The organism is Bacteroides sp. AM10-21B, assembly GCF_003472565.1.
Taxonomy (GTDB): domain Bacteria; phylum Bacteroidota; class Bacteroidia; order Bacteroidales; family Bacteroidaceae; genus Bacteroides; species Bacteroides propionicigenes.
In genome coordinates this window covers 160,410-182,948 of the sequence record NZ_QRME01000005.1, presented here as the reverse complement: position 1 = coordinate 182,948, position 22,539 = coordinate 160,410, and the positions used below count along the sequence as shown (strand labels likewise).

At 44.6% G+C, this 22,539-nt stretch carries 17 protein-coding genes and 1 pseudogene; 13 read left to right on the top strand and 5 right to left on the bottom strand.

All coding sequences use genetic code 11. The annotated features are described in order from the left end of the window. Window positions 1–461: 461 nt before the first annotated feature. Entirely contained in the window at window positions 462–1,940 is a 1,479-nt protein-coding gene (locus tag DW121_RS08195; protein WP_117711359.1) for a sodium:solute symporter, read from the top strand. A gap of 67 nt (window positions 1,941–2,007) precedes the next feature. After that, window positions 2,008–2,901: a dihydrodipicolinate synthase family protein gene (locus DW121_RS08190; RefSeq protein WP_117711360.1), complete on the top strand. Its 894-nt coding sequence runs from the start codon at window positions 2,008–2,010 to the stop codon at window positions 2,899–2,901. A gap of 278 nt (window positions 2,902–3,179) precedes the next feature. On the opposite strand, the pseudogene DW121_RS08185 reads toward DW121_RS08190, so the two are convergent. After that, a pseudogene (locus tag DW121_RS08185) lies at window positions 3,180–4,410 on the bottom strand (IS256 family transposase). Between the two features lie 440 nt (window positions 4,411–4,850). Between DW121_RS08185 and DW121_RS08180 the strand changes: the two are divergent. From DW121_RS08180 to DW121_RS08170, 3 genes are read left to right on the top strand one after another with little or no spacing between them, the layout of a single operon-like run. Then, entirely contained in the window at window positions 4,851–5,963 is a 1,113-nt protein-coding gene (locus DW121_RS08180) for a fimbrial protein (RefSeq protein ID WP_118323494.1), read from the top strand. Window position 5,964: 1 nt separating this feature from the next. Continuing rightward, window positions 5,965–6,864 (top strand): FimB/Mfa2 family fimbrial subunit, encoded by a 900-nt coding sequence (locus DW121_RS08175; protein WP_118323493.1) that lies wholly within the window; start codon window positions 5,965–5,967, stop codon window positions 6,862–6,864. Between the two features lie 15 nt (window positions 6,865–6,879). Next, window positions 6,880–9,501, top strand: a complete 2,622-nt coding sequence (locus DW121_RS08170) for a DUF1566 domain-containing protein (protein WP_118323492.1) — start codon at window positions 6,880–6,882, stop codon at window positions 9,499–9,501. Between the two features lie 381 nt (window positions 9,502–9,882). Here the strand turns inward: DW121_RS08170 and DW121_RS08165 are convergent, their stop codons facing one another. Together DW121_RS08165 and DW121_RS08160 are read right to left on the bottom strand one after the other, a co-directional pair. Then, the gene (locus DW121_RS08165) at window positions 9,883–10,893 is read right to left on the bottom strand and encodes a GGGtGRT protein (protein WP_004290316.1); all 1,011 of its coding nucleotides are present in this window, start codon (window positions 10,891–10,893) and stop codon (window positions 9,883–9,885) included. 19 nt (window positions 10,894–10,912) lie between these two features. Continuing rightward, window positions 10,913–11,614 carry an iron-sulfur cluster assembly scaffold protein gene (locus DW121_RS08160; protein ID WP_004290317.1) on the bottom strand — a complete coding sequence of 234 codons (702 nt, stop codon included), beginning with the start codon at window positions 11,612–11,614 and terminating at the stop codon, window positions 10,913–10,915. A gap of 471 nt (window positions 11,615–12,085) precedes the next feature. Here DW121_RS08160 and DW121_RS08155 point away from each other — a divergent pair, with 471 nt between their 5' ends. The 5 genes from DW121_RS08155 to metH all read left to right on the top strand — a co-directional run bounded on the left by DW121_RS08155 (window position 12,086) and on the right by metH (window position 17,284). After that, window positions 12,086–12,586 carry a DMP19 family protein gene (locus tag DW121_RS08155; protein WP_117711377.1) on the top strand — a complete coding sequence of 167 codons (501 nt, stop codon included), beginning with the start codon at window positions 12,086–12,088 and terminating at the stop codon, window positions 12,584–12,586. 83 nt (window positions 12,587–12,669) lie between these two features. Continuing rightward, window positions 12,670–13,473, top strand: a complete 804-nt coding sequence (locus tag DW121_RS08150; protein ID WP_147399669.1) for a hypothetical protein — start codon at window positions 12,670–12,672, stop codon at window positions 13,471–13,473. A gap of 30 nt (window positions 13,474–13,503) precedes the next feature. Beyond that, complete coding sequence (locus DW121_RS08145; RefSeq protein WP_187120017.1) at window positions 13,504–14,049, top strand: Yip1 family protein; 546 nt, start codon at window positions 13,504–13,506, stop codon at window positions 14,047–14,049. Between the two features lie 8 nt (window positions 14,050–14,057). Beyond that, on the top strand, window positions 14,058–14,510 hold the full coding sequence (gene smpB / locus DW121_RS08140) for an SsrA-binding protein (protein WP_004290321.1): 453 nt from the start codon (window positions 14,058–14,060) through the stop codon (window positions 14,508–14,510). A gap of 2 nt (window positions 14,511–14,512) precedes the next feature. Further along, window positions 14,513–17,284, top strand: coding sequence for a methionine synthase (metH, locus tag DW121_RS08135; RefSeq protein WP_118323490.1), 2,772 nt, complete (start codon window positions 14,513–14,515; stop codon window positions 17,282–17,284). 18 nt (window positions 17,285–17,302) lie between these two features. Here metH and DW121_RS08130 read toward each other — a convergent pair whose 3' ends face one another. Further along, complete coding sequence (locus DW121_RS08130) at window positions 17,303–18,640, bottom strand: transglycosylase SLT domain-containing protein (protein ID WP_117711472.1); 1,338 nt, start codon at window positions 18,638–18,640, stop codon at window positions 17,303–17,305. 106 nt (window positions 18,641–18,746) lie between these two features. Beyond that, window positions 18,747–19,352, bottom strand: a complete 606-nt coding sequence (gene udk / locus DW121_RS08125; protein WP_117711473.1) for a uridine kinase — start codon at window positions 19,350–19,352, stop codon at window positions 18,747–18,749. A gap of 102 nt (window positions 19,353–19,454) precedes the next feature. On the opposite strand from udk, the gene DW121_RS08120 reads away from it, so the two are divergent. The 3 genes from DW121_RS08120 (at window position 19,455) to DW121_RS08110 (ending at window position 22,538) form a co-directional block, all read left to right on the top strand. Further along, window positions 19,455–19,754, top strand: a complete 300-nt coding sequence (locus DW121_RS08120; protein ID WP_117711474.1) for a Dabb family protein — start codon at window positions 19,455–19,457, stop codon at window positions 19,752–19,754. Between the two features lie 23 nt (window positions 19,755–19,777). After that, a complete protein-coding gene (locus DW121_RS08115) occupies window positions 19,778–21,808 on the top strand; it encodes a protein-disulfide reductase DsbD family protein (protein ID WP_118323489.1) in 2,031 nt (676 codons plus the stop codon). 61 nt (window positions 21,809–21,869) lie between these two features. Then, entirely contained in the window at window positions 21,870–22,538 is a 669-nt protein-coding gene (locus DW121_RS08110; protein ID WP_118323488.1) for a chloramphenicol acetyltransferase, read from the top strand. Window position 22,539: the final 1 nt, after the last annotated feature.

The following is a 22,539-nucleotide window of genomic DNA, read 5'->3' as shown; positions in this document are numbered from 1 at the left end:
AAATAATATGTGCTGAAAGTTGCTATAAATATGGCTGTAGAAGCGGGAAACTTATTAGTTAGGGTATGTAGCCTTTATTGCGAATAATAAAATTATTAATGATGAATATAATTGTTATAGGCAAAAGTATTTAGGATGGAAGTTCGTTTTTACGGAATAAAGCTAAAACGTTTTAAAATGAAGTGTAAATCTAAAAAATGAAGTAAGTATCTATATTTTTAAATGGATATTTGTAAAAACACTTGCATTCTGTATATGTAGAGAAATCTGTAAGGTATGAAAAATATAACTGACCTTTTTTGTATTAATTATCAATAAAAACAACACAAATGAACATGATTAAAAGAAATATTCCGGCTCATCCCGTTTAGGAGTAATGGCGAGTTTAATTATATATACGCTGTATAAAAGAATACTAATCTAAAGTAATATATTGTCAACCTATTTAATCTGATATAAAAATGGATATAACTTTACTTGATTACTTCGTCTTCTTTATTTTTGTAGGCGGAGTTGCACTTTTCGGATGCTCGTTTTATTTTCGCAGTTGTAAAGGAGCGGCGGCATTTACCGCTGCAGAGGGAACATTACCTACGTGGATCGTAGGTATGTCAATTTTTGCTACGTTTGTTAGCAGTATCAGTTTTTTGGGATTACCCGGAGATGCTTACAATGGTAATTGGAATCCATTTGTATTTAGCCTTTCGATACCGATTGCTACGTGGCTTGCTGCAAAAGTGTTTATTCCTCTTTATAGAGGGATTAATAGTGTGTCAGCTTACCATTATCTTGAGATGCGTTTCGGGTATTGGGCACGTTGTTATGTGGCTGTTTGTTACCTACTTACACAGCTCGCACGTGTAGGGTCGATATTGTTATTACTGGCTCTGCCGTTGAATACCATGTTTGGGTGGGATATTCAGACTATTATTATTGGTACAGGTGTAGTTACCCTTGTATATACTTTGTTGGGAGGCATTGCTGCTGTAGTTTGGACAGATGCCATACAGGGAATTATACTTATCGTGGGTGCTGTAGTATGCGCACTAATTCTTACTTTTACCATGCCTGAGGGGCCTAATCAGCTCTTTGCGATAGCTTGGGAACACGATAAATTCAGTCTTGGGAGTTTCAGTACGAGTCTAACAGAACCAACGTTTTGGGTTGTTCTGATTTATGGATTATTTGTTAATATGCAGAATTATGGTATAGATCAGAATTATGTTCAACGTTATATGACAACCCGCTCGACCGCTGAAGCTGTGAAGTCTACTCTTTTTGGCGGTTTGCTCTATATTCCCGTATCCCTTATTTTTGTTTACATTGGAACAGCATTATTCTCTTACTACACGGCTCAACCTGAGTTATTACCCGTAGGAACACCATCTGATCAGGTATTTCCTTGGTTCATCGTTCACGGACTTCCTACTGGTCTTACTGGTCTTATTATTGCGTCTTTATTTTCTGCGGGAATGTCTACTATTGCTACGAGTATTAATTCTTCGGCAACGATTGTATTGACAGATTTCGTAAAGCGACTTTCTAAAAAAGAGCTGCCAGAGAAAAAAAGTATGAGGGTTTTATATATTACTTCGTTTGTTGTAGGAGCATTGGGTATTGTTATGGGATTAATGATGATGCATATTGACGGTGTGTTGGATGCTTGGTGGAAATTGGCATCAATCTTCAGTGGTGGAATGCTTGGTCTGTTCTTGTTGGGTGTAGTTTGTCGCAATGTCAAACGCGTGCATGCCATTATCGCTGTAATACTTGGGTTGTTAACCATTGCATGGATGAGTCTCTCTCCTTTAATCAATGAAGGAATGCCGTTTTATTGTTTTCATAGTTCGTTACACACATATCTCACGATCGTTTTTGGGACGACTGTTATATTTCTAACAGGATTCTTACTTACAAAATTTATGAAAAAGACCGACTAATAGGGGAACTATGAAAGTTTATAATATCAAAGATTTATTCTGTTGATGAATAAAACCATAATTAAAAATGGATTTGAGAGGAATAGTTACAGTAATTAATACTCCATTTAGGTATAATGGAGAAATCGATCAAAATGGATTGCGTAAGCATTTGAGATATGCCATTGATTCTGGAGTAAAAGGTTTTTTGATTCCGGCTATGGCAAGTGAAGTGCTAAAATTGTCGGAATCGGAAAAAGAGCTACTTGTTGGTATCGCTCTTGAGGAGGCGGGGACAGAAGTGGCTGTTGTAGCCGGAACATCTGCTTATACGCGCAAAGAAAGATATGAAAATTTTGTCAAGTTTCAGGCAATGGGATGTCGAGCTTTATTGGTGAATATTCCATTGATTTCAGTTGATGACTATTTTGATGAAATAAGTCAATTAGATAAATTGTCTCCTGAAATGATTGTAATTCAGGATTGGGATGCAGGAGGGTATGGATTACCTTTAGATTTTATAGGACATCTTTATCGAGAAATAGAAAGTTTCAAAATGCTGAAGGTTGAGGTTGTGCCCGCAGGGAAGAAGTACACTGATGTGAAGAAGCTTACCAAAGGGAATTTATTGTTGGCTGGTGGCTGGGCAGTTGGACAGATGATAGAAGGATTGGAGCGTGGTGTAGATTGTTTTATGCCAACAGCCATGCATGAAATATATGTAAGGATTTATACCCTATTCCAAGATGGACGTAAAGCGGAGGCGTGTGAGCTTTTTGAGAAAATATTGCCAATATTATCCTATTCAAATCAGCATCTTGATATATCAATCCACTTTTTCAAGGAAATGTTGTATTCATTGGGAATATATGAAACTAATATTGTTAGGGAACCAATCCTTGCAATTGATTTTATAAACCGTGAAATAAGTAATGAATTGATTGAACGTTATAAAACAATCCGCAATAGTTTGTATGATTAAAATGATTTTGTTTATTGGGATAATATAGCTTCAATTTAGTTCCCTTTAAGTAATAATTTGCTTCAATTCCATTATCTAATCATAGTCAATTATAAGAAGAATAGTAAGAGGTAATAAGTATCAGAATAGGAGATAGGTATTATTATGGATATAAAATATAACCCCCTGTAATTTATATAGTTACAGGGGTGTATAGCAATTACTTAAAATTACTTACTCAAAGCCGGCACTGTCCATAATTTTGTGTAAATGTAAACGGAATTCAGTTATAAGTTCTCTTATATCTGAATTCTGTTTTCAAAAATAAGCATAAATTGGTTCATAATCAATCCCCAGTTAGTAATCGGCATCGTCCATTTCCTCTCAATCTCCGTCAGAGAAAGGTATACCATTTTCTTCACAGCATCATCCGAAGGGAATGAAAGCTTTGTTTAGTGTACTTTCTGATTTTTCCATTCAGATTTTTTATGAGGTTTGTGGTGTAGATTATTTTCCTGATTTCCAATGAAAACTGGAAGAAAACAGTCAGGTCATCCCAGTTATTCCTCCATGAGAGGATGGCATAAGGGTACTTCCCTCCTCATTTTTTTCCCAAATTATCCAGTTCCACGGCAGCAGCCTCCTTGTTGGGCGCGTTATAGATGTTCTTCATATCGGCTGTAAACTCTTTCTTGTCCTTGTAAACGACATATTTACAGGAGTTCCTGATCTGATGTACGACACATATTTGCTGGAAGATTGAGGAAATACGGCACGTATGGTGTCGGTAAACCCGTTCAGATTGTCAGTGCAGGTAATCAGTATGTTCTGCACTCCGCGGGCCTTCAAATCTGTCAGGACACCCATCCAGAATGAAGAACTTTCTGATTTTCCCACCCACATGCCAAGGACTTCCTTCAAGCCGTTCTGTTTCAGACCGACACAGAGATAGACAGTCTTGTTGATGATTTTTCCGTTGTCATGAACCTTGAAGACAATACCGTCCATCCAAACGATTAGATAGACAGGATCCAAAGGGCGGTTCTGCCATTCCTGAGCAGCCTGGTTGACTTTGTTCGTGATGATGGAAATGGCTGATGTGGACAGTTCTATTTCATAGATTTCACGCATCTTCTCTTCAATGTCAGAAACGCTCATTCCTTTGGCATATAGGGAGATAACAAGTTTTTCTATGGAAAGCCCACGACTCTCGTGTTTGGGAACAACTATGGGCTCGAATTCACCGTTACGGTCACGGGGAATAGGTATGACCGCTTCACCGTGTTCGGTTTGGATTTTCTTGGGGTAGCTGCCGTTACGGGAATTACCGCTGTTATGACCGGAAACCGAATTCTTCTCATAATCCAGATGCGCATCCATCTCACCTTCAAGTATTTACTCCAATACCTGCGCGTGTAGTTGCTTCAGAAACTTGCTGACATCAGCTTCTGTCTTGAATTGGTTAAGGAACTCCTTACTTAATACCTCATCAGGCACTACATGATTCTTCTCTTTCATAATTTTCTTCATTTTGCAAAGCTATTAAATAAAAAATACGGAACCCATATTGAATCCCGTATTTACATTTACACAAAATATTTTATAGTGCCCAATAAGAGTTGTTTGATTGAATAGTATTGTAAAACGCTGAATTTATGACCGTTGCCAAGTCATTACCCATTCAAACAGAAATATTCTCTAAGTCTCTTATTTAAAGCGTAGTCCAATATCATGGTGTGATTTTATATAAAAAAACAAGAATGTATTGTCGAAGTTTTACCCGGCAATGCATTCTTGTCAATTGTATTGAAAGGCATCAGCTGCATTATCCAAAAATATTTCCCGCTCGGATAAAAAAATGAGACTTTTCAAAGAACTAATTCATATGATTGATGTTAGATAGGAACATACTTGTTTTAATATTTTCTCTAAACCCAATATATTTATGTTTTTCTTAAAATTAATTCATTATGAAAAAGTTGTTTCTTTCTTTCGCAGCTATCAGCTGTATGTTTTTGGCTTCTTGTAATCAGAATGATGAGGTTACAGAACCTGCCGAACCGGGCACACCTGCCTTACTCAAAGTGACCCTTGCATCCGACGTGAACACAAAGGCATCCGGTGCCCCGGTAGCCAATGACGAATCCAAGATAGGACAAGGTATCATCCTCGTGTTTCGTGGCACAAGTCTCAACCCCGTACTTGACGGTAAAACCACCTTCGACTTCTCCACAAGCGGCAATACGGCTGTAAGCGTGAATATTACCGCCGGCGCCAACCGCCACGTCTACGTCATTGCCAACATCAGCAATGCAGCCGACTTTGCCGGGGTGACCCGCATTTCCGACCTCTACAACCTTGCCGCCAAGTACCAATTGACAGCCATGCGCACAGGTACTAACTTGGGGATGAGCGGATTTACCGAAAACATCGACGCATCTGCCGCAACTACCGCTTCGCCTGCCACGGCTACCGTTCAGTTGCACTTCCTCGGCTCACGCATCCACCTTGACTGGGATTTGTCTCAACTGCCCTCCAACATGACGGGTTTCACCATCACAGGCGCTTACCTGCTCAACGTAAAGTCGGCATCAGATTACTTCGCAGCCCCCGGTACTTACCTCACCGCCAACGTGACTTCCTTCTTGTACGGAAAGAGTGACATCACCGGATTTACCGGTAGCTACCTGCCCGTATCACCCGCAACCAATACGTACGATGCCGCACTGAAAATTGCCGACCTTAGTGCCGACAAAGGATTCGCCAAGAATTACTTCTATGCGTTGGAGAACAACAGCCAGTCGCCCACAATCGTAGCCCTCGAAGGCAAATTGGGAGCCGAAACTTACTACTATCCTATCATCATCAATGGCGACCAGAACGGTTCGGGCGCAAACAACGCCACCAATGCAGGCGACAAATCGCTGGTAGTGCAACGTGGCAATATCTATAATGTGAAAGCTATCATTAAAGGTTTCGGCAACAACGACCCCTATGCTCCCCTCAGCAAAGGCGCCATCAACGTAACCATTACGCCTGCCGCATGGAACCCTGTGATTCAGATAGATCAGGAATTCAACTAACATGAAACCTAACCTTATCTACACCGGTTGCTGCCTGCTGATGCTCTGCCTCATGCAGGCAGCCTGTGATGACGATGGGCACGATAACTGCCCTCACCCCAAAAGACAACACGTCCTCACGATTCGCTCGTACGACGGAGTGGGTAACGAAATCATCGGTACAGATGCCGTTTCCGAAGTAATGCTGTATGTATTCGATGCACAGAACCGTTTTCTGAAGAGCATTCCTTGCAAAGAGAACGAGACTGTGGGCATCGACTATCCCGAACAGCAGAGAATCACCATCGCAGGCTGGGGAAACAGCCGAAGCAGTAGCCAAAATATGCCGCAACCCACTGCGGGCGCACTGTTGGGAAATTTGCAAATGACGTTGCTCCATTCTACCGATGGATACCTCCTGTCGCCCGATGACTTATTCTTCGGTTTTGTAAATATTGATTATTCAGCCGCCACGCGCGCCTCGACTATCACCCATTTACTGAAATTACAACGAAGAGTTGCTTCCATGGAGATTCTCGTCAAAGGAATTTCGGGACGCTTTGATACTTCGGATACAGATTTTACCTTACAAGTGAGCGAGACGGCAGAGGGTATCAACTTCCTTGGCGAATTGTCGACAACGCGCAACAAGTACCGGCCCGAATGCCGATTCAATACTTTGCAGGAGCTGGTGGCACCCGTTTTCCGCACGCTCCCCTCAAAGGGCAAGGCTGTGACGGTCACACTCTATAAAGGAGGCACTCCGGTCTACGAAACCTCGGCAGACAATCAAGGAAAGCCGCTCATTCTCGAAACAGGCAAGTTGCTCTCCGTCTTCATCGACTTGGGAGGCAACCCCGAAGTAAACGTCAGTTTCATCATCAACCCGTGGAACGAATCAAACATAAATCAGGAATTTTAAAACCTCTACCACCCTATGAAGCCTACTACTTTTCTTCTTTCAGCCCTTGCCTGCCTGTTCTTCATAGCGTCGTGCGCCCGTGAAGACGATCTCCCCACCAGTCCCGACTTGGAAGAGGGAATGCCTGCCTTGATACATCTGCAGCTGAAAAACCGTGAACTGGAGACACGGAGCACCGGACTGACATCTGCCGAAGAGAAGAAAGTCAGTTCTATCCAAATCCTCATATTCGACCATACAGGAAAGATTGTAACCAACGCATCTTACAGTGATGCCAACGGACTAACGAACATTCAGAACATTTCCACCTTGTCGGGAAGCAATATGAGCATATACGCCATAGCCAATCTGACTGCGGTCAACACCAACTTTACGCAAGCAGTGAACGATATTCACAATCTGACGGACATGAACAACCTCATTGTGTACACCACAGGAGGCGATATGGAGATAAACCGTAAAATGTTGATGTGGGGATATGCTTCCAACGTGGCAATCCCCGTCAATCCGGGCAGTATAACCGTATCCCTGAACCTTAGTTATGTAGTCTCCAAAATACACGTCAACTTGATAAACAATGTGCCTGCCGGCGAACAGGTAACTTGGTCGGACTGGAAGTTGCAGGACTTCCCCCGCCTGTCTTACCTCATACCGCGCAGCAGTGATGCCGTGAACCCGGCGAACGCTTCGGACTACTTGTCGTCCATCGCTACCTTTGCTTGGACCGATACCACATTCACCGTAAACGGGGCGTCCAAACCCGGCAAGGCAACCGTGTTCTACCTCTTTGAAAACCGGCGCGGCGGCCGTACCGGCGGTTCGCCTGCCGACACCAACCCGTACAACAAGAATCTCTATGCCCCTGCACGCGCCACAGCCATCATAGCCAACGGATTCTATCAAAAGTCGGGTGCAAACACCGGCATCAAAGCCACCATCTTTCTGGGAGCAAACAGCTACAATGATTACAACTTGGAACGGAGCAAAGAGTATACCTACCAGATAACCGTCAACGGCATCAATGACATAGATATCGACTCACGTATCGAGGGAGCGGCTTCGGGCTTTCAGGCATCCGTGCAGAACACCACGCTGGACTGCCATTACGATTGGCGTCCCATCAGGCTCGGTTCGTTTGCCAACACGCTCAGCCTGCAAATACTGGACAACTCGGGACTTCCCGCCACCTCCACCTTCTGGCTGAAAGTCTCTGCGCTCAACATCAACAAGTTTGTACCGGCAGGCACCAGTATGTGGGCACGTCCCACGTACAATCCGTCTACAGACATGAAAACCTCCATCAGCGGCATTGCATTTACGGATGCCACGCAGATGACCTTCCAAACCTATTATCTGTATGCCGACGAATACCTCTCGGAAGGAACAACCCGGAACGCCACCCTGCACATCACCAATGCACAAGGAGCTTACGTAGACGTACCCATCACCCAGAAAGGCTACCAGACGATGGGCACAGTGGGTATGCGCAAATACAGTCTGCCGGGCGTTCTGCTCCCCACCGGCGACTATAAACTTGCCGTGGAGAATGTGGAGGAAACCGGGCTGATACTGACACCGGGAGCCGAAACCGGGCTGGAAAAGACCTACACCATGCAATGGGGATTTCCCTCTACGGATATGCAGACCGTGTTGCCACAGGTGGTATTCGATTACTACAAGCGTGCCGGGCTGGACAACACCAACAACCTCGTGTACCTGCCCTCGTCCACCATTCTGCGCAAGCCCTATCCGCGCACCGGTGAGAATGTGATAGCCGAAAACCTTTACGACCCCATTTTCAACACCTATGCCGCCCGCTATTGCTTCGAGAAGAACCGTGACACCAACGGAGACGGCTCTATACTGGGAGACGAAATAAAATGGTATCTGCCATCGGAAGACGAATTGGCGCTGATTTATGCGGGAGAACCCTCACTAAGTCAGACCTCTGCCGAAAAGATATCTGCCAATCTTTACTATTCGAGTACCGAATCGCAGAGTGGAAAAGACAATGCCATCTACACCCGCTTTGACAACGGGCGAAGCACCACCACCGCCAAAGGCAACACGCTCTACGTACGCTGCGTGCGTGCAGTGGCAAGCGGTACCGGCGGACTCACCAGTCCGTATGTAGAAACGCTAAGCGGCATCATCAACAACAACGGCTTCAAAAGTACCTCGCTGAAAAGTAGCGCCGTATCGCATCCCGTACCCGTACACCTATATTCCGATGCCACAAACCGTACGGTATCTCCACGATTCGTCGTAGCCAAAGCAGACATTGTCAATGTGAGTTGGGCAGCAGCCAACGGCTGGACTTCCGCTGCCAACAGTTCATCGGGAACAGGCACTATTGCCTCACCCGCCACCGGATGTCAGGCTTACTCCGAACTCGGTGCACCTGCCGGTAGCTGGCGTGTCCCCACCCAACGGGAGTTGTATCTGATATATACCGTGAGAAAAGAGTTGCTTAGCAGTCTCGCAGGCTTTACAGACTTCCTGATGGACGGAACCCAATACTGGTCGTCCACGACCAACTCCTCATCCGAAGCGTGGACTATGGATTTTGCTTTGGGGGCAATGATGAACCGTAGCAAGACAAGCCAATACCGGGTACGCTGCATCCGCGACCTATAAGAAAAAGTTTTTTTCATCAAAAAACAAAAGGTTTAATGTGTCAATTTAGGAAGAAAGCGAAAGGATACAACTACTTATTATTAACTGCCACCTATTCTTTAAGCTTCAGTAAGAAGTATGATAAGTCAAACACATCATCTATTACGGGTAAACCCATGATGTGTTTGACTTTAATAGATAATGCGTTTGCCCCCTACGCATCATGCAATTTCTCCGATAATAGTATTTGTTGCTTGTTCTTGTCCCAACTACAATCAATTATAAAAAGAATAGCAAGAGGAAATGAGTATTAGATAGGGGATAAGTATTGCACTATAACTAAAATATAAATCCCCATAACCATTACAGTTACAGGGATTTATATATTAGCAATGTATTATATTACTTACTCAAAGCCTGAGCCACGTCAACCGCGCAAGCTACTGTACATCCTACCATCGGGTTGTTACCTATACCGAGGAAGCCCATCATTTCCACGTGAGCGGGAACTGATGAAGAACCAGCGAACTGAGCGTCTGAGTGCATACGGCCCATCGTGTCCGTCATGCCGTAAGAAGCAGGACCGGCAGCCATGTTGTCCGGGTGAAGTGTACGGCCTGTACCGCCACCTGATGCTACTGAAAAGTAAGGTTTACCGGCAAGAACACGTTCTTTCTTGTAAGTACCTGCAACGGGGTGTTGGAAACGAGTCGGGTTAGTAGAGTTGCCTGTGATAGATACATCTACGCCTTCTTTCCACATGATGGCTACACCTTCGCGAACGTCGTCAGCGCCATAGCATTTTACTTTGGCACGAGGACCGTCGCTGTATGCGATTTCACGAACTACTTTCAGTTCACCTGTATAGTAGTCAAATTGAGTCTGAACATAAGTAAAGCCGTTAATACGAGAGATGATTTGTGCTGCATCTTTACCCAAACCGTTCAGGATACAACGCAAAGGCTCTTTACGTACTTTGTCAGCTTTGGCGGCAATTTTGATTGCACCTTCTGCAGCTGCGAAAGATTCGTGACCTGCCAAGAAAGCAAAGCACTTAGTCTCTTCGCGAAGCAACATGGCAGCCAGATTACCGTGACCGATACCAACCTTACGGTCGTCGGCTACAGAACCCGGAATACAGAATGCCTGCAATCCGATACCGATAGCTTCAGCAGCATCAGCAGCGTTCTTGCAACCTTTTTTGATAGCGATGGCGCAACCTACCACATAAGCCCATTTTGCATTTTCGAAACAGATGGGCTGAGTTTCTTCACACGTCTTATAAGGATCGAGTCCGGCAGCTTCGCAGATAGCGTTAGCTTCCTCGATGTCTTTGATGCCGTTAGCGTTCAAGGCTTCGATGATACCTTTGATACGACGGTCTTGACTTTCAAATTTTACTTCTCTAATCATAGTTTCTTTCCTCCTTATATTATTCGTGACGTGGATCAATGTGTTTAACAGCTCCCTGTTCTGCAGTGAAGCGTCCGTAAGTACCGGTTACTTTCTTCAATGCTTCGTTGGCATCAGTACCTTTCTTGATTTCATCCATGAATTTACCCATGTGAACGAATTCGTATCCGCAGATTTCATCGTTCTTATCAAGAGCGATAGTCTTGATATAACCTTCTGCCATTTCCAGGTAACGAGGACCCTTTGCCAAAGTACCGTACAGAGTACCTACCTGGCTGCGCAGACCCTTGCCCAAGTCTTCCAAACCGGCACCGATAATCAAACCGCCTTCTGAGAAAGCCGACTGAGTGCGTCCGTAAACGATTTGCAGGAAGAGTTCGCGCATTGCTGTATTGATAGCGTCGCAAACGAGGTCGGTATTCAATGCTTCGAGTACTGTCTTGCCCGGAAGGATTTCAGCTGCCATAGCGGCTGAGTGAGTCATACCGGAGCAGCCGATTGTTTCGACCAATGCTTCCTGAATGATACCTTCTTTTACGTTCAAAGTCAGTTTACAAGCACCTTGCTGAGGAGCACACCAACCTACACCATGTGTCAAACCTGAAATATCAACGATTTCTTTTGATTTTACCCATTTGCCTTCTTCGGGTATGGGAGCCGGTCCGTGGTTAGGACCTTTCTTTACAACACACATGTGTTCCACTTCGTGTGAATAAGTCATAATTAGCTCTTTTTTAAGTTATAATTAAAAAAAACGTAGTTCTATGTTTTATTAAACGGTCACAAAGGTAGTCGTTTTCTTGCTTTCTGCCAACCGTTCAATTTGACTTTTTTTCTAAAAATAGGTAATAACGGATAGAGACTTAGCGTATTGCAATGTAGAGATTGCAATACGATTGGCAGCTTGACACCCTGTCACCATACTTGCATAACTTTTTCCTCATACGCGCGTGCAGGAAATGCACGTTTCATACATTCTAAAAAAAATCTCCTGCGCGCGCGAGGGAAAGTTATGTAAGTATGGTGACAGGGTGTCACAATGCTTTGTTTGCAGAGTAGAGGTTTAGCGTTGCAGAGTTGACCTTTGGCAACGTAAAGCTGACCTTTGACAGCTTAAAGGTGTACTATTGCATTTCCTTGAATAATTTTGGTATCTTTGCCGCTATATACTTAAAAACAGAAAATTAAGATTATGGTAGAAATAGCGGATAAAGTTCTGCAACAAGCTGCAGGTGAAGGAATGGATGCTTTCATTCAAGTATTTACAGATACGTACAAGGAAAAAACAGGTGGCGAGCTGACTGCTGAAACGATGCCTTTGCTCACCGGCGAACAACATTCGTTACTGGCATATCAGATATTCCGCGACGAACTGATGGAGGGTGGATTTTGCCAATTGATACAGAACGGGTATGGGGGCTATATCTTTGCTAACCCGTTTGCCAAGGTTATGCGCTTGTGGGGAGTGGGCGATTTAAGCAAGCTGGTGTATGCTGCCAAGAAGATATATGATGCTCACCGTGAAGACTTGGAACGTGAGCGTACGGATGATGAGTTTATGGCTATGTACGAGCAATATGAAGCTTTTGATGCGTTGGAAGATGAATTTTTGGAAAAAGAGGAAGAATATACAGCGTTGGTTGCCAGCTATGTAGACGAACATCTGGATTTATTTGCAAAAATAATAAAGTAGTGTTTGCAGTATTTTTTAAGTTTCTGCATTTACATTATGTGAATTGAAATTTATATCTTTGCAAACTCTAAAAAAATATGTTTATGAAACAATTAAAATTCTTGATGGTTGCTTTTACCCTGATGATGGGTGTTTCTTTAACTTCATGTATGGGAGATAGTGATCCTACTGTGGGCGGTACTTTTGTAATGGAAGTGGTAGACCCTATTTATTGCTCATTCAAATTTGCGGATAGTGATATTAAATACACTGCTGTGAATGCCAGCAAATTGATTACAGATACTGATTTAAAATTAAATTCAGGTGATATTGTACAGATTGCATGGAGTTATAATTCAGAAGAACAACCTGTGACAGAACAGACTAAAGAAATAAAAGTAACTGTTGCAGGCATTCAAAATCTGAGTACAGCTACCGCAAGTTATGTGCTTAATAGTACAGGGGCTGATGACTTTGAAAATGCGACAATTAAAAAAATCGGATTCGCCAGCGATTATTCAAACTCTAATAATGGTATCAGCTACTATGATAAGGAGACTATCCTGATACCGGTTGTTTTCTTATATAATTCAGCGGATTTAACCAAGCATCTCTTTACTTTGGTTTATGACGAATCACAGGAGCCGGCTGATGATACGACTTTAGAACTGTATTTGCGTTATGAGACAACTGACACTGAAGTAAAAGCTGATGGTAATATTTATAAAGCATTTGGCATAGAGGAGGCTCTTTCTGTATTTAAGGCAAAAACAGGCAAAAGCGCTCCTACGAAAATAAAGATTTGGGCAAATGAAGGTCAGAAAGCTGATTCAAATAGTTTGGAGAACGCTAAAGACGAGCTTCAGTCCTATGAGGTAAGTTACTCATTTAAAACAGATGATAAATAATTGAATTACAAGGAACTATTTCATATAGCAATGCAACTGATTTCCTCTCCGGCACGTGCCTGGGAGGAAATTCGTTTGGAAGAGGATAGGCGAAAGGTGTTTACAGCTTTTGTCTATCCTATGATTGGTTTATGCGGATTGTCAGTCTTTATCGGTTCTTTGATGGCGAAAGGCTGGGGCGGTCCGCAAAGTTTTCAGTATGCCATGACACAATGCTGTGCGGTGGCGGTATCCCTGTTCGGGGGATATTTTTTGGCAGCCTATCTCATCAATGGGTTGCGTGTCCGTATGTTTTTTATGGACAATGATATTCCTTTGACGCAACAGTTTGCAGGTTATGCGTTGGTAGTCCCTTTCTTGTTGAAAATCATTATAGGCATATTGCCCGATTTCAGCATAATAGCCTTGTTGCTTCAATTTTATATTGTGTATGTAGTGTGGGAAGGAAGCGCTATTGTGATGAAAGTAGCGGAAAAAGACCGTTTGAGGTTCACCATTCTTTCTTCTATTTTGTTAATAGCTTGTCCGGCAGTGATAGAATTCATATTCAATAAGCTGACGGTAGTGCTGAACTGATTGATTTTATGAAACAAGCTCCTGTAAATATTAAGAATAAGCGTGCTACATTCGATTACGAATTGGTAGATACCTATACTGCGGGCATTGTGCTCACCGGTACGGAGATTAAGTCTATCCGTTTGGGAAAAGCCAGTCTGGTAGATACATTCTGTTACTTTGCCAACGGCGAACTGTGGGTAAAGAATATGCATATCGCCGAATATTTTTATGGTTCGTACAATAACCATAACGCACGCAGGGAGCGTAAACTTCTGTTGACAAAAAAAGAGCTGGATAAACTGCAGCGAGGCTCGAAAGATCCCGGTTTTACCATGATACCCGTCCGTTTGTTTATCAATGAAAAAGGACTGGCAAAGGTTGTTGTTGCTCTTGCAAAGGGTAAGAAGCAATATGACAAACGTGAGGCTTTGAAAGAAAAAGATGATAAGCGCGATATGGCGCGTATGTTCAAAAGATAATTATGGTTTCTATTGAAAATCAGGTGCGTGAGCGCATCCTTATTCTGGACGGTGCTATGGGCACCATGATACAACAATACAACTTAACGGAGGAAGATTTCCGCGGAGAACGTTTTGCGCAGATTCCCGGACAGCTGAAAGGCAATAATGACATACTTTGTTTGACACGTCCGGATGTAATACAAGACATTCACCGCAAATATCTTGCGGCAGGTGCAGACATTATCGAAACCAATACCTTTAGTTCTACAAGCGTCAGTATGGCAGACTATCACGTGCAGGAATATGTGCGTGAGATAAATCTTGCGGCTGTGAGGCTGGCACGTGAAGTTGCCGATGAATTTACGGCTTTAACTCCTGATAAGCCACGATTCGTGGCAGGTTCCGTAGGGCCTACCAATAAGACTTGTTCCATGAGTCCGGATGTGAATAATCCGGCTTTTCGCGCATTGACTTACGACGGACTGGCCGCTTCTTATCGCGAACAGATGGAAGCGATGCTCGAAGCAGGAGTCGATGCGTTGTTGATTGAGACTATATTTGATACATTGAATGCGAAAGCGGCTATATACGCTGCCGAGCAGGCAATGAAGGCTACCGGTGTTCGCGTACCGTTGATGCTTTCCGTAACGGTTTCCGATGTAGGCGGGCGCACTTTGTCCGGACAAACGTTGGACGCATTTCTGGCTTCTGTGCAGCATGCCGATATTTTCTCCGTCGGGCTCAACTGTTCTTTCGGAGCCCGACAGCTGAAACCTTTTCTCGAACAATTGTCCGCTCGTGCCCCCTATTACATAAGCGCATATCCCAATGCAGGCTTGCCCAACAGTCTTGGCGCATACGACCAAACACCGGCTGAGATGGCTGTTGAGATGCAAGAGTACATTCGTGAAGGGCTGGTAAATATAATCGGCGGGTGTTGCGGTACGACGGACGAGTATATCGCTGCATATTCATCATTGATAACCGATGCTGTGCCGCGTATTCCGGTTCCTGCACCCGCTAACCTTTGGCTTTCCGGTCTGGAACTGTTGGAAGTAAAGCCGGAAAATAACTTCGTCAATGTAGGCGAGCGTTGCAATGTTGCCGGTTCGCGCAAGTTTCTGCGTCTAATCAACGAGAAGAAATATGATGAAGCGCTGAGTATCGCTCGTCAACAGGTAGAAGACGGAGCGCAGATTATCGATATAAATATGGACGACGGATTACTGGATGCGGAAAGGGAAATGACGACTTTCCTCAATCTGATAGCTTCCGAGCCGGAAATAGCACGTGTTCCCGTAATGATAGACTCCTCCAAATGGGACGTGATAGTTGCGGGATTAAAATGCGTGCAAGGCAAGTCTGTCGTCAACTCCATATCTTTGAAAGAAGGTGAAGAGATATTTCTTGAGCACGCCCGTATTGTAAAGCAATATGGTGCAGCTACGGTAGTAATGGCTTTTGATGAACGGGGACAAGCTGATACATACGAGCGCAGAATCGAAGTATGCGAACGTGCTTACCGTCTGTTGGTAGATAAAGCCGGCTTCAATCCGCACGATATTATTTTCGACCCGAACGTGCTTGCAGTAGCTACGGGGATGGACGAGCATAATAATTATGCTGTCGATTTTATTCGTGCTGCCGCTTGGATACGGAAGAACCTGCCCGGCGCTCATGTCAGCGGCGGGGTTAGTAATCTTTCTTTCTCGTTTCGCGGCAACAATTATATCCGTGAAGCAATGCATGCGGTGTTCCTTTATCATGCCATTCGTGAAGGGATGGACATGGGCATCGTGAATCCTGCCACTTCCGTGCTCTATACCGATATACCCGCTGATATACTGGAGCGTATCGAGGATGTTGTCCTCAATCGCCGCGCAGATGCCGCCGAGCGTTTGATTGAGACTGCCGAACGCTTGAAAGCCGAGGCGGAAGCTGCCAAGAGTTCTTCTCTAAACGGTACTTCACGGCTTTCAGCTCCCAACTCTCAACTTTTCTGGCGTGAGAGTACCGTAGAGGAGCGTTTAAAGTATGCTTTGACAAAGGGCGTCGGAGATTATCTGGAAGAAGACCTTGCAGAAGCCCTGAAGAACTATCCGAAGGCCGTAGATATAATTGAGGGTCCTCTGATGGCAGGGATGAATTATGTGGGCGATTTGTTCGGTGCAGGTAAAATGTTCCTTCCGCAAGTTGTCAAGACGGCGCGTACCATGAAGAAAGCGGTAGCTATCCTTCAGCCGGTTATCGAATCGGAGAAGCAGGAAGGTGCAACCTCTGCCGGCAAGGTATTACTTGCCACGGTGAAAGGCGACGTACACGATATTGGCAAAAATATAGTTTCCGTCGTAATGGCTTGCAACGGATATGAGATAATTGATTTGGGAGTGATGGTTCCCGCTGAAACGATTGTACAGCGTGCCATAGAAGAAGAGGTGAATATGATTGGGCTGAGCGGCCTCATTACCCCTTCGTTGGACGAAATGGTGCACGTTGCCATTGAATTGGAAAAAGCGGGAGTGGATATACCGTTGTTGATTGGCGGCGCTACTACTTCTCCTTTGCATACGGCGTTGAAGATAGCTCCGGTTTACCATGCCCCGGTTATTCACTTAAAAGACGCTTCGCAGAACGCAACGATAGCAGCCCGCTTGATGAATCCCAATCAAAAAGCCGAGTTGATGGAAAGCCTCTCCAACGAGTATCAACAATTGCGCGAGAAGAATCAGGAGAAACAGATTAAGACAGTTTCCCTCGAAGAGGCAAAGGCAAACCGGTTGAAATTGTTTTGAGAAAAGCCCTGAGGTGTATCAGCTTTTAATCTTCTTCTTGTACTGTTCGAATCGTGCGGTGATGTCCCTTACGAAGTTATAAGTTTCTATTCCGCGGAAGTAACCGTACTTGCAAACCGGGTCGGTGAAGTATTCTTCATTGCTTTTCAAGAGGATGAAATTCTCCACATTGTCCCGCCATATGTATTTGTCCTTTCCGTATTTCTCGGCTAAAGCCATGGCATCGAGCACATGTCCGATACCGGAATTGTAGGATGCCAATACAAAATTAATCCGTTCCTCTTGAGGAATGGCCGAGAAACTTTTGGCGGTAGCGGCAATATACTTTGTGGCGGCTTTTATACTTTCTTCCGGGTTGTGCTCTTTGCCCGGAGGCATTCCCATGGCACGTGCCGTGGCGGGCATCAGTTGCATCAATCCCCTTGCACCTGCCCAAGAAACGGCGGTAGTGTCGAAGTTGGATTCCGTATAGGCCAAGGATGCCAATAAACGCCAATCCCAATTAATGTCCGGTGCATACTTCTTGAAAAGAGGGTCGAAATGCGATATTTTCCCTTCCCGCAGAGACAGGATAGGAGAGTGGGGAATGGCTTTGCTGATTTCAAAATATCGTTTCATACTGGCTGTATACGCCGGAGAGGTCATATTCTCTTCATGCCATTTGTTGGCGGCTTCCGCCAGTTGCGGACAATCCTTGCGTACAGCCCACGAGGCCCGTTGGTCAAAGCTGATGGAAAGCCCGATGTTCAGGTTGGGGTAATAGGTAGTGTTGAGCCGGGCTACATCATTGTCCGCCACGGTGTAAGGTATCTTACCCTGCGATACTTGCATAATCAGGTCTTCTATCGTGATGCTGTCATTGCTTACTTTGTGGATATGGATGCCGCCACCCAATTCCTTGTCCAGATTGACAAGACGCTCATAGTATTTTCCGGGTTTCACATACACATCCTTTCCGATAAGTTCCGTTACGTCCTTCAGCGGTTTTGTACGTCCGCCTGCGCGTTGCACTATGACCTGATGTGTAATCACTTCTTCTCCGCAATATATCAGGCTGTCTTTCCATTCCTTGGTTATGGGCAGGTTGTAGGCTATGAGGTCGCCCTCGCCCGCAAGGAGTTTTTCAATCAGGTCGTGTACGCTTCCGGCAACTTTAATCTTCAGCTTCACGCCGAGGCTCTTGGCAAACTGTTCACTCAGTTCATACTGAAAACCCATGTCTTGTCCACGATAGATGAAGTAGGACGTAGAACTGTATAAGGTCAGCACTACCAGTTCTCCGCTATCCTTTATCTGTTGCAAATCACCGGTTTCTTCCTTTTCGCTTGCCGCACTATGATTGCCGCGGCATCCCATGACGCTGCAAAGCAACACGATTGCTATCAGCAATTGACAGTGGAAAACTGACAATTTGCGTTTGGCAAGGGGAGCACTCTCGGCCATATATGCAGAATTAAGTTGGTTACAAGTGTTTTTTGATATACATCGTGAGGATATCAATCGCTACCTGATTGCTTCCGCCTTCCGGTATGATAAGGTCGGCATATCGCTTGCAGGGTTCTATAAACTGCAGATGCATCGGTTTCAGGATACGGGTATAACGTTCCATTACTGCTTCGGCAGTACGTCCTCGCTCTATGACATCACGCTGGATTACGCGGATGAGACGTTCGTCAGGATCTGCATCGACAAAGATTTTAAGATCCATCATGCTGCGCAGCTTTTTGTCACATAAGGCAAGTATACCTTCGATGATGATGACTCCCCGCGGTTCGATGTGGATGGTTTCGGGCTGGCGGGTACAGGTCAGATAGGAATATGTGGGCTGCTCGATGCTTTTGCCTTCACGAAGCATGGATACGTGTTTGGACAAAAGTCCCCAGTCGAAAGCATCCGGGTGGTCGAAATTAATATTCTGCCGTTCTTCTACGGGGACGTGACTGCTGTCTTTGTAGTAAGAGTCTTGGGGTAACAATACCACTTCACCTGCCGACAGGCTTTCGACTATTTTACGTACTACGGTGGTCTTTCCCGACCCGGTTCCGCCTGCAATTCCTATTATTAACATCCGTTTAAGTATATATTTGAAACAAAACGAGTATTTTTGCGGTTTTAAAAGCAACCGTTTCGGTTGACAAATATAGGTATAAATCATTTAAATAACAAAGTTATGGTAAAGCATATTGTATTATTTAAGCTGAAAGACGAAGCTCCCGCTGACGAAAAGTTAGCTGCAATGAATAATTTTAAGAAGGCTATTGAAGCGCTTCCCGCTAAGATATCCGTTATCCGTAAGATTGAAGTCGGATTGAACATCAATCCTGCCGAGACTTGGAGCATTGCTCTTTACAGCGAATTCGATACGTTGGACGATGTGAAGTTCTACGCTACGCATCCCGACCATGTAGCTGCCGGCAAGCTCATTGCAGAGGTTAAAGAAAGCCGTGCCTGCGTGGATTATGAAGTATAAATTAAAAAAAACGAAAGAATAAAATGAAGAAAAGCATATTCTCCATTCTTCTGTTGCTTTTCGCCGTGGTGGTGCAGGCGCAGATACAGGAACCTGTCAAGTTTAAGTCGGAGTTAAAGACTTTGCAGGCAGGTGAGGCAGAGGTCGTATTTACAGGAACTATTGATAAGGGCTGGCATGTGTACTCAACCGATTTGGGTGACGGCGGTCCTATTTCGGCAACATTTAATGTCGAAGAAATCTCAGGTGCGGAACTTATCGGGAAACTCAAGCCGATAGGAAAAGAAATTGCCGCATTCGACAAGCTATTCGAGATGAAGGTGCGCTATTTTGCAAATTCCGTTCAGTTTGTACAGAAGCTGAAGCTGACCGGTGGTGCATATAAGGTGGAAGGCTATTTGGAATATGGCGCATGTAATGACGAAAACTGTTTGCCTCCTACACAAGTGCCGTTTAAGTTTTCGGGCAATGCGGAAGGCGTGGTTTCTAAAGAACCGGCAGCCGATGCCCAACCGGTGAAACCGGAAGTTTCTTCCGAAACGGCCGAAACCGGAGAGGCGACTATTATAGGTGGGGCGGAAGGAACTACCGGAATCAAAGTCGCCGATAACGGAACTATCGACCTTTGGAAACCGGTTATCAATGAATTGCAAGCATTGGGCGAAACCACCTCGCAGGAAGATATGTCTTGGATTTACATCTTTATCACCGGATTTGTCGGCGGGTTGCTGGCATTGTTTACACCTTGCGTGTGGCCTATTATTCCAATGACTGTCAGCTTCTTCCTGAAACGTAGCAAAGACAAGAAGAAAGGTATTCGTGACGCTTGGACGTACGGTGCATCTATCGTAGTGATATATGTTGGTTTGGGGCTGCTGGTAACAGGGCTTTTCGGTGCTAATGCCTTGAATTCGTTGTCAACGAATGCTGTTTTCAACATCTTCTTCTTCTTGATGCTGGTAGTTTTTGCGGCGTCTTTTTTCGGAGCTTTTGAAATTACGCTTCCTTCCAAGTGGAGCAATGCGGTAGACTCTAAAGCGGAAAAGACAGGCGGCTTGCTCAGTATATTCTTGATGGCGTTTACGCTGTCGTTGGTGTCATTTTCGTGTACTGGTCCTATTATCGGTTTCTTGCTGGTGCAGGTTTCCACTACCGGCAACATGATAGCTCCGGCTATCGGGATGCTGGGTTTTGCTATTGCTTTAGCATTGCCGTTCACTCTGTTTGCACTGTTCCCGTCTTGGCTGAAGTCAATGCCCAAATCAGGCGGCTGGATGAATGTAATCAAGGTGACACTCGGGTTTCTTGAATTAGCGTTTGCGCTGAAATTCCTTTCCGTGGCCGATTTGGCTTACGGTTGGCGCATACTCGACCGTGAAACTTTCCTTGCATTGTGGATTGTACTGTTTGCCCTGCTTGGTTTCTATCTGTTGGGCAAAATCAAGTTCCCGCACGATGATGACGATGTAAAAGTCAGTGTGCCTCGTTTCTTTATGGCACTGGCTTCGCTGGCGTTTGCCGTATATATGCTTCCCGGGTTATGGGGGGCTCCGTTGAAGGCTGTCAGCGCTTTTGCACCGCCTATGCAGACGCAAGACTTCAATCTTTATAATAATGAGGTGCATGCCAAGTTCGATGATTACGACCTCGGTATGGAGTATGCCCGCCAACAGGGCAAGCCTGTGATGTTGGACTTTACCGGCTATGGTTGTGTGAATTGCCGTAAGATGGAACTTGCCGTATGGACAGACCCGAAAGTAAGCGATATTATCAATAACGACTATGTGCTCATTACGCTCTATGTAGACAATAAGACTCCGCTTCCCTCACCGGTGAAGATTGTGGAGAACGGAACGGAACGTACCTTGCGTACGGTGGGCGATAAGTGGAGCTACTTGCAGCGGGTGAAGTTCGGCGCCAATGCCCAGCCTTTCTATGTGTTGATAAACAATGAAGGTGAGCCGCTGAACAAGTCATATTCTTATGATGAAAGTATTCCAAAGTACATCGAGTTCCTGCAGACAGGATTGGAAAATTATAAAAAAGAAAAATAATAACTGAATAGAAGAAAGGATGCTGTATAAGTATCCTTTTTTCGTAATCCATTTTTTATTTATGAAACACATTATCGACATTGACACTTGGGAACGTCGTGACAATTACGGTTTTTTCCGTACATTTTTAAACTCATGGTATTCGGTGACTACCGAAATAGATTGTACGGAGGCCAGTGTTGCGGCAAAGCAATCAAAACACTCTTTTTTCCTTTATTACTTGTATGCGGTTCTTCGTTCGGCTAATGAGGTGAACGAACTCCGTTACCGCATAGATAAGGACGGGCAGGTTGTATTTCACGACCGGGTAGACATTATTTCCCCGATTGCAGTTCCGGGAAAGACTTTCTATACAGTTCGTATTCCTTACCATGAAGACTTCAAACGCTTTTATACCGAAGCGTATGCTCTGATTACGAATATTCCCGAAGACGGCGACCCTTACGGTGCGGAAAAGACATTGATGCAGCAAGGAGATTACGATGTGGTGCATCTGAGTGCAGTGCCCAAAATGTACTTCACATCGACCACTTATACCGTTGCCGAAGCCGGTAACGGTTGTAGCCATCCCCTGATGACCGTCGGTAAAGTAGTGTCTCGCGGAGAGCGTCTGGTGTTTCCGCTTTCCATTTATGTGAATCATGCTTTTGTGGACGGTTCGCATCTGGCTTCCTTTTTTGAGAAGATAGAGAAACACTTGAAAGAAATTACAGAATTATTACAGAATTAAT

Bases quoted from the DNA above. Each gene is read 5' to 3' on its own strand.
- DW121_RS08195 (WP_117711359.1), top strand. From the start codon at position 462: ATGGATATAACTTTACTTGATTACTTCGTCTTCTTTATTTTTGTAGGC.
- DW121_RS08190 (WP_117711360.1), top strand. From the start codon at position 2,008: ATGGATTTGAGAGGAATAGTTACAGTAATTAATACTCCATTTAGGTAT.
- DW121_RS08180 (WP_118323494.1), top strand. From the start codon at position 4,851: ATGAAAAAGTTGTTTCTTTCTTTCGCAGCTATCAGCTGTATGTTTTTG.
- DW121_RS08175 (WP_118323493.1), top strand. From the start codon at position 5,965: ATGAAACCTAACCTTATCTACACCGGTTGCTGCCTGCTGATGCTCTGC.
- DW121_RS08170 (WP_118323492.1), top strand. From the start codon at position 6,880: ATGAAGCCTACTACTTTTCTTCTTTCAGCCCTTGCCTGCCTGTTCTTC.
- DW121_RS08165 (WP_004290316.1), bottom strand. From the start codon at position 10,893: ATGATTAGAGAAGTAAAATTTGAAAGTCAAGACCGTCGTATCAAAGGT.
- DW121_RS08160 (WP_004290317.1), bottom strand. From the start codon at position 11,614: ATGACTTATTCACACGAAGTGGAACACATGTGTGTTGTAAAGAAAGGT.
- DW121_RS08155 (WP_117711377.1), top strand. From the start codon at position 12,086: ATGGTAGAAATAGCGGATAAAGTTCTGCAACAAGCTGCAGGTGAAGGA.
- DW121_RS08150 (WP_147399669.1), top strand. From the start codon at position 12,670: ATGAAACAATTAAAATTCTTGATGGTTGCTTTTACCCTGATGATGGGT.
- DW121_RS08145 (WP_187120017.1), top strand. From the start codon at position 13,504: ATGCAACTGATTTCCTCTCCGGCACGTGCCTGGGAGGAAATTCGTTTG.
- smpB (WP_004290321.1), top strand. From the start codon at position 14,058: ATGAAACAAGCTCCTGTAAATATTAAGAATAAGCGTGCTACATTCGAT.
- metH (WP_118323490.1), top strand. From the start codon at position 14,513: ATGGTTTCTATTGAAAATCAGGTGCGTGAGCGCATCCTTATTCTGGAC.
- DW121_RS08130 (WP_117711472.1), bottom strand. From the start codon at position 18,640: ATGGGATGCCGCGGCAATCATAGTGCGGCAAGCGAAAAGGAAGAAACC.
- udk (WP_117711473.1), bottom strand. From the start codon at position 19,352: ATGTTAATAATAGGAATTGCAGGCGGAACCGGGTCGGGAAAGACCACC.
- DW121_RS08120 (WP_117711474.1), top strand. From the start codon at position 19,455: ATGGTAAAGCATATTGTATTATTTAAGCTGAAAGACGAAGCTCCCGCT.
- DW121_RS08115 (WP_118323489.1), top strand. From the start codon at position 19,778: ATGAAGAAAAGCATATTCTCCATTCTTCTGTTGCTTTTCGCCGTGGTG.
- DW121_RS08110 (WP_118323488.1), top strand. From the start codon at position 21,870: ATGAAACACATTATCGACATTGACACTTGGGAACGTCGTGACAATTAC.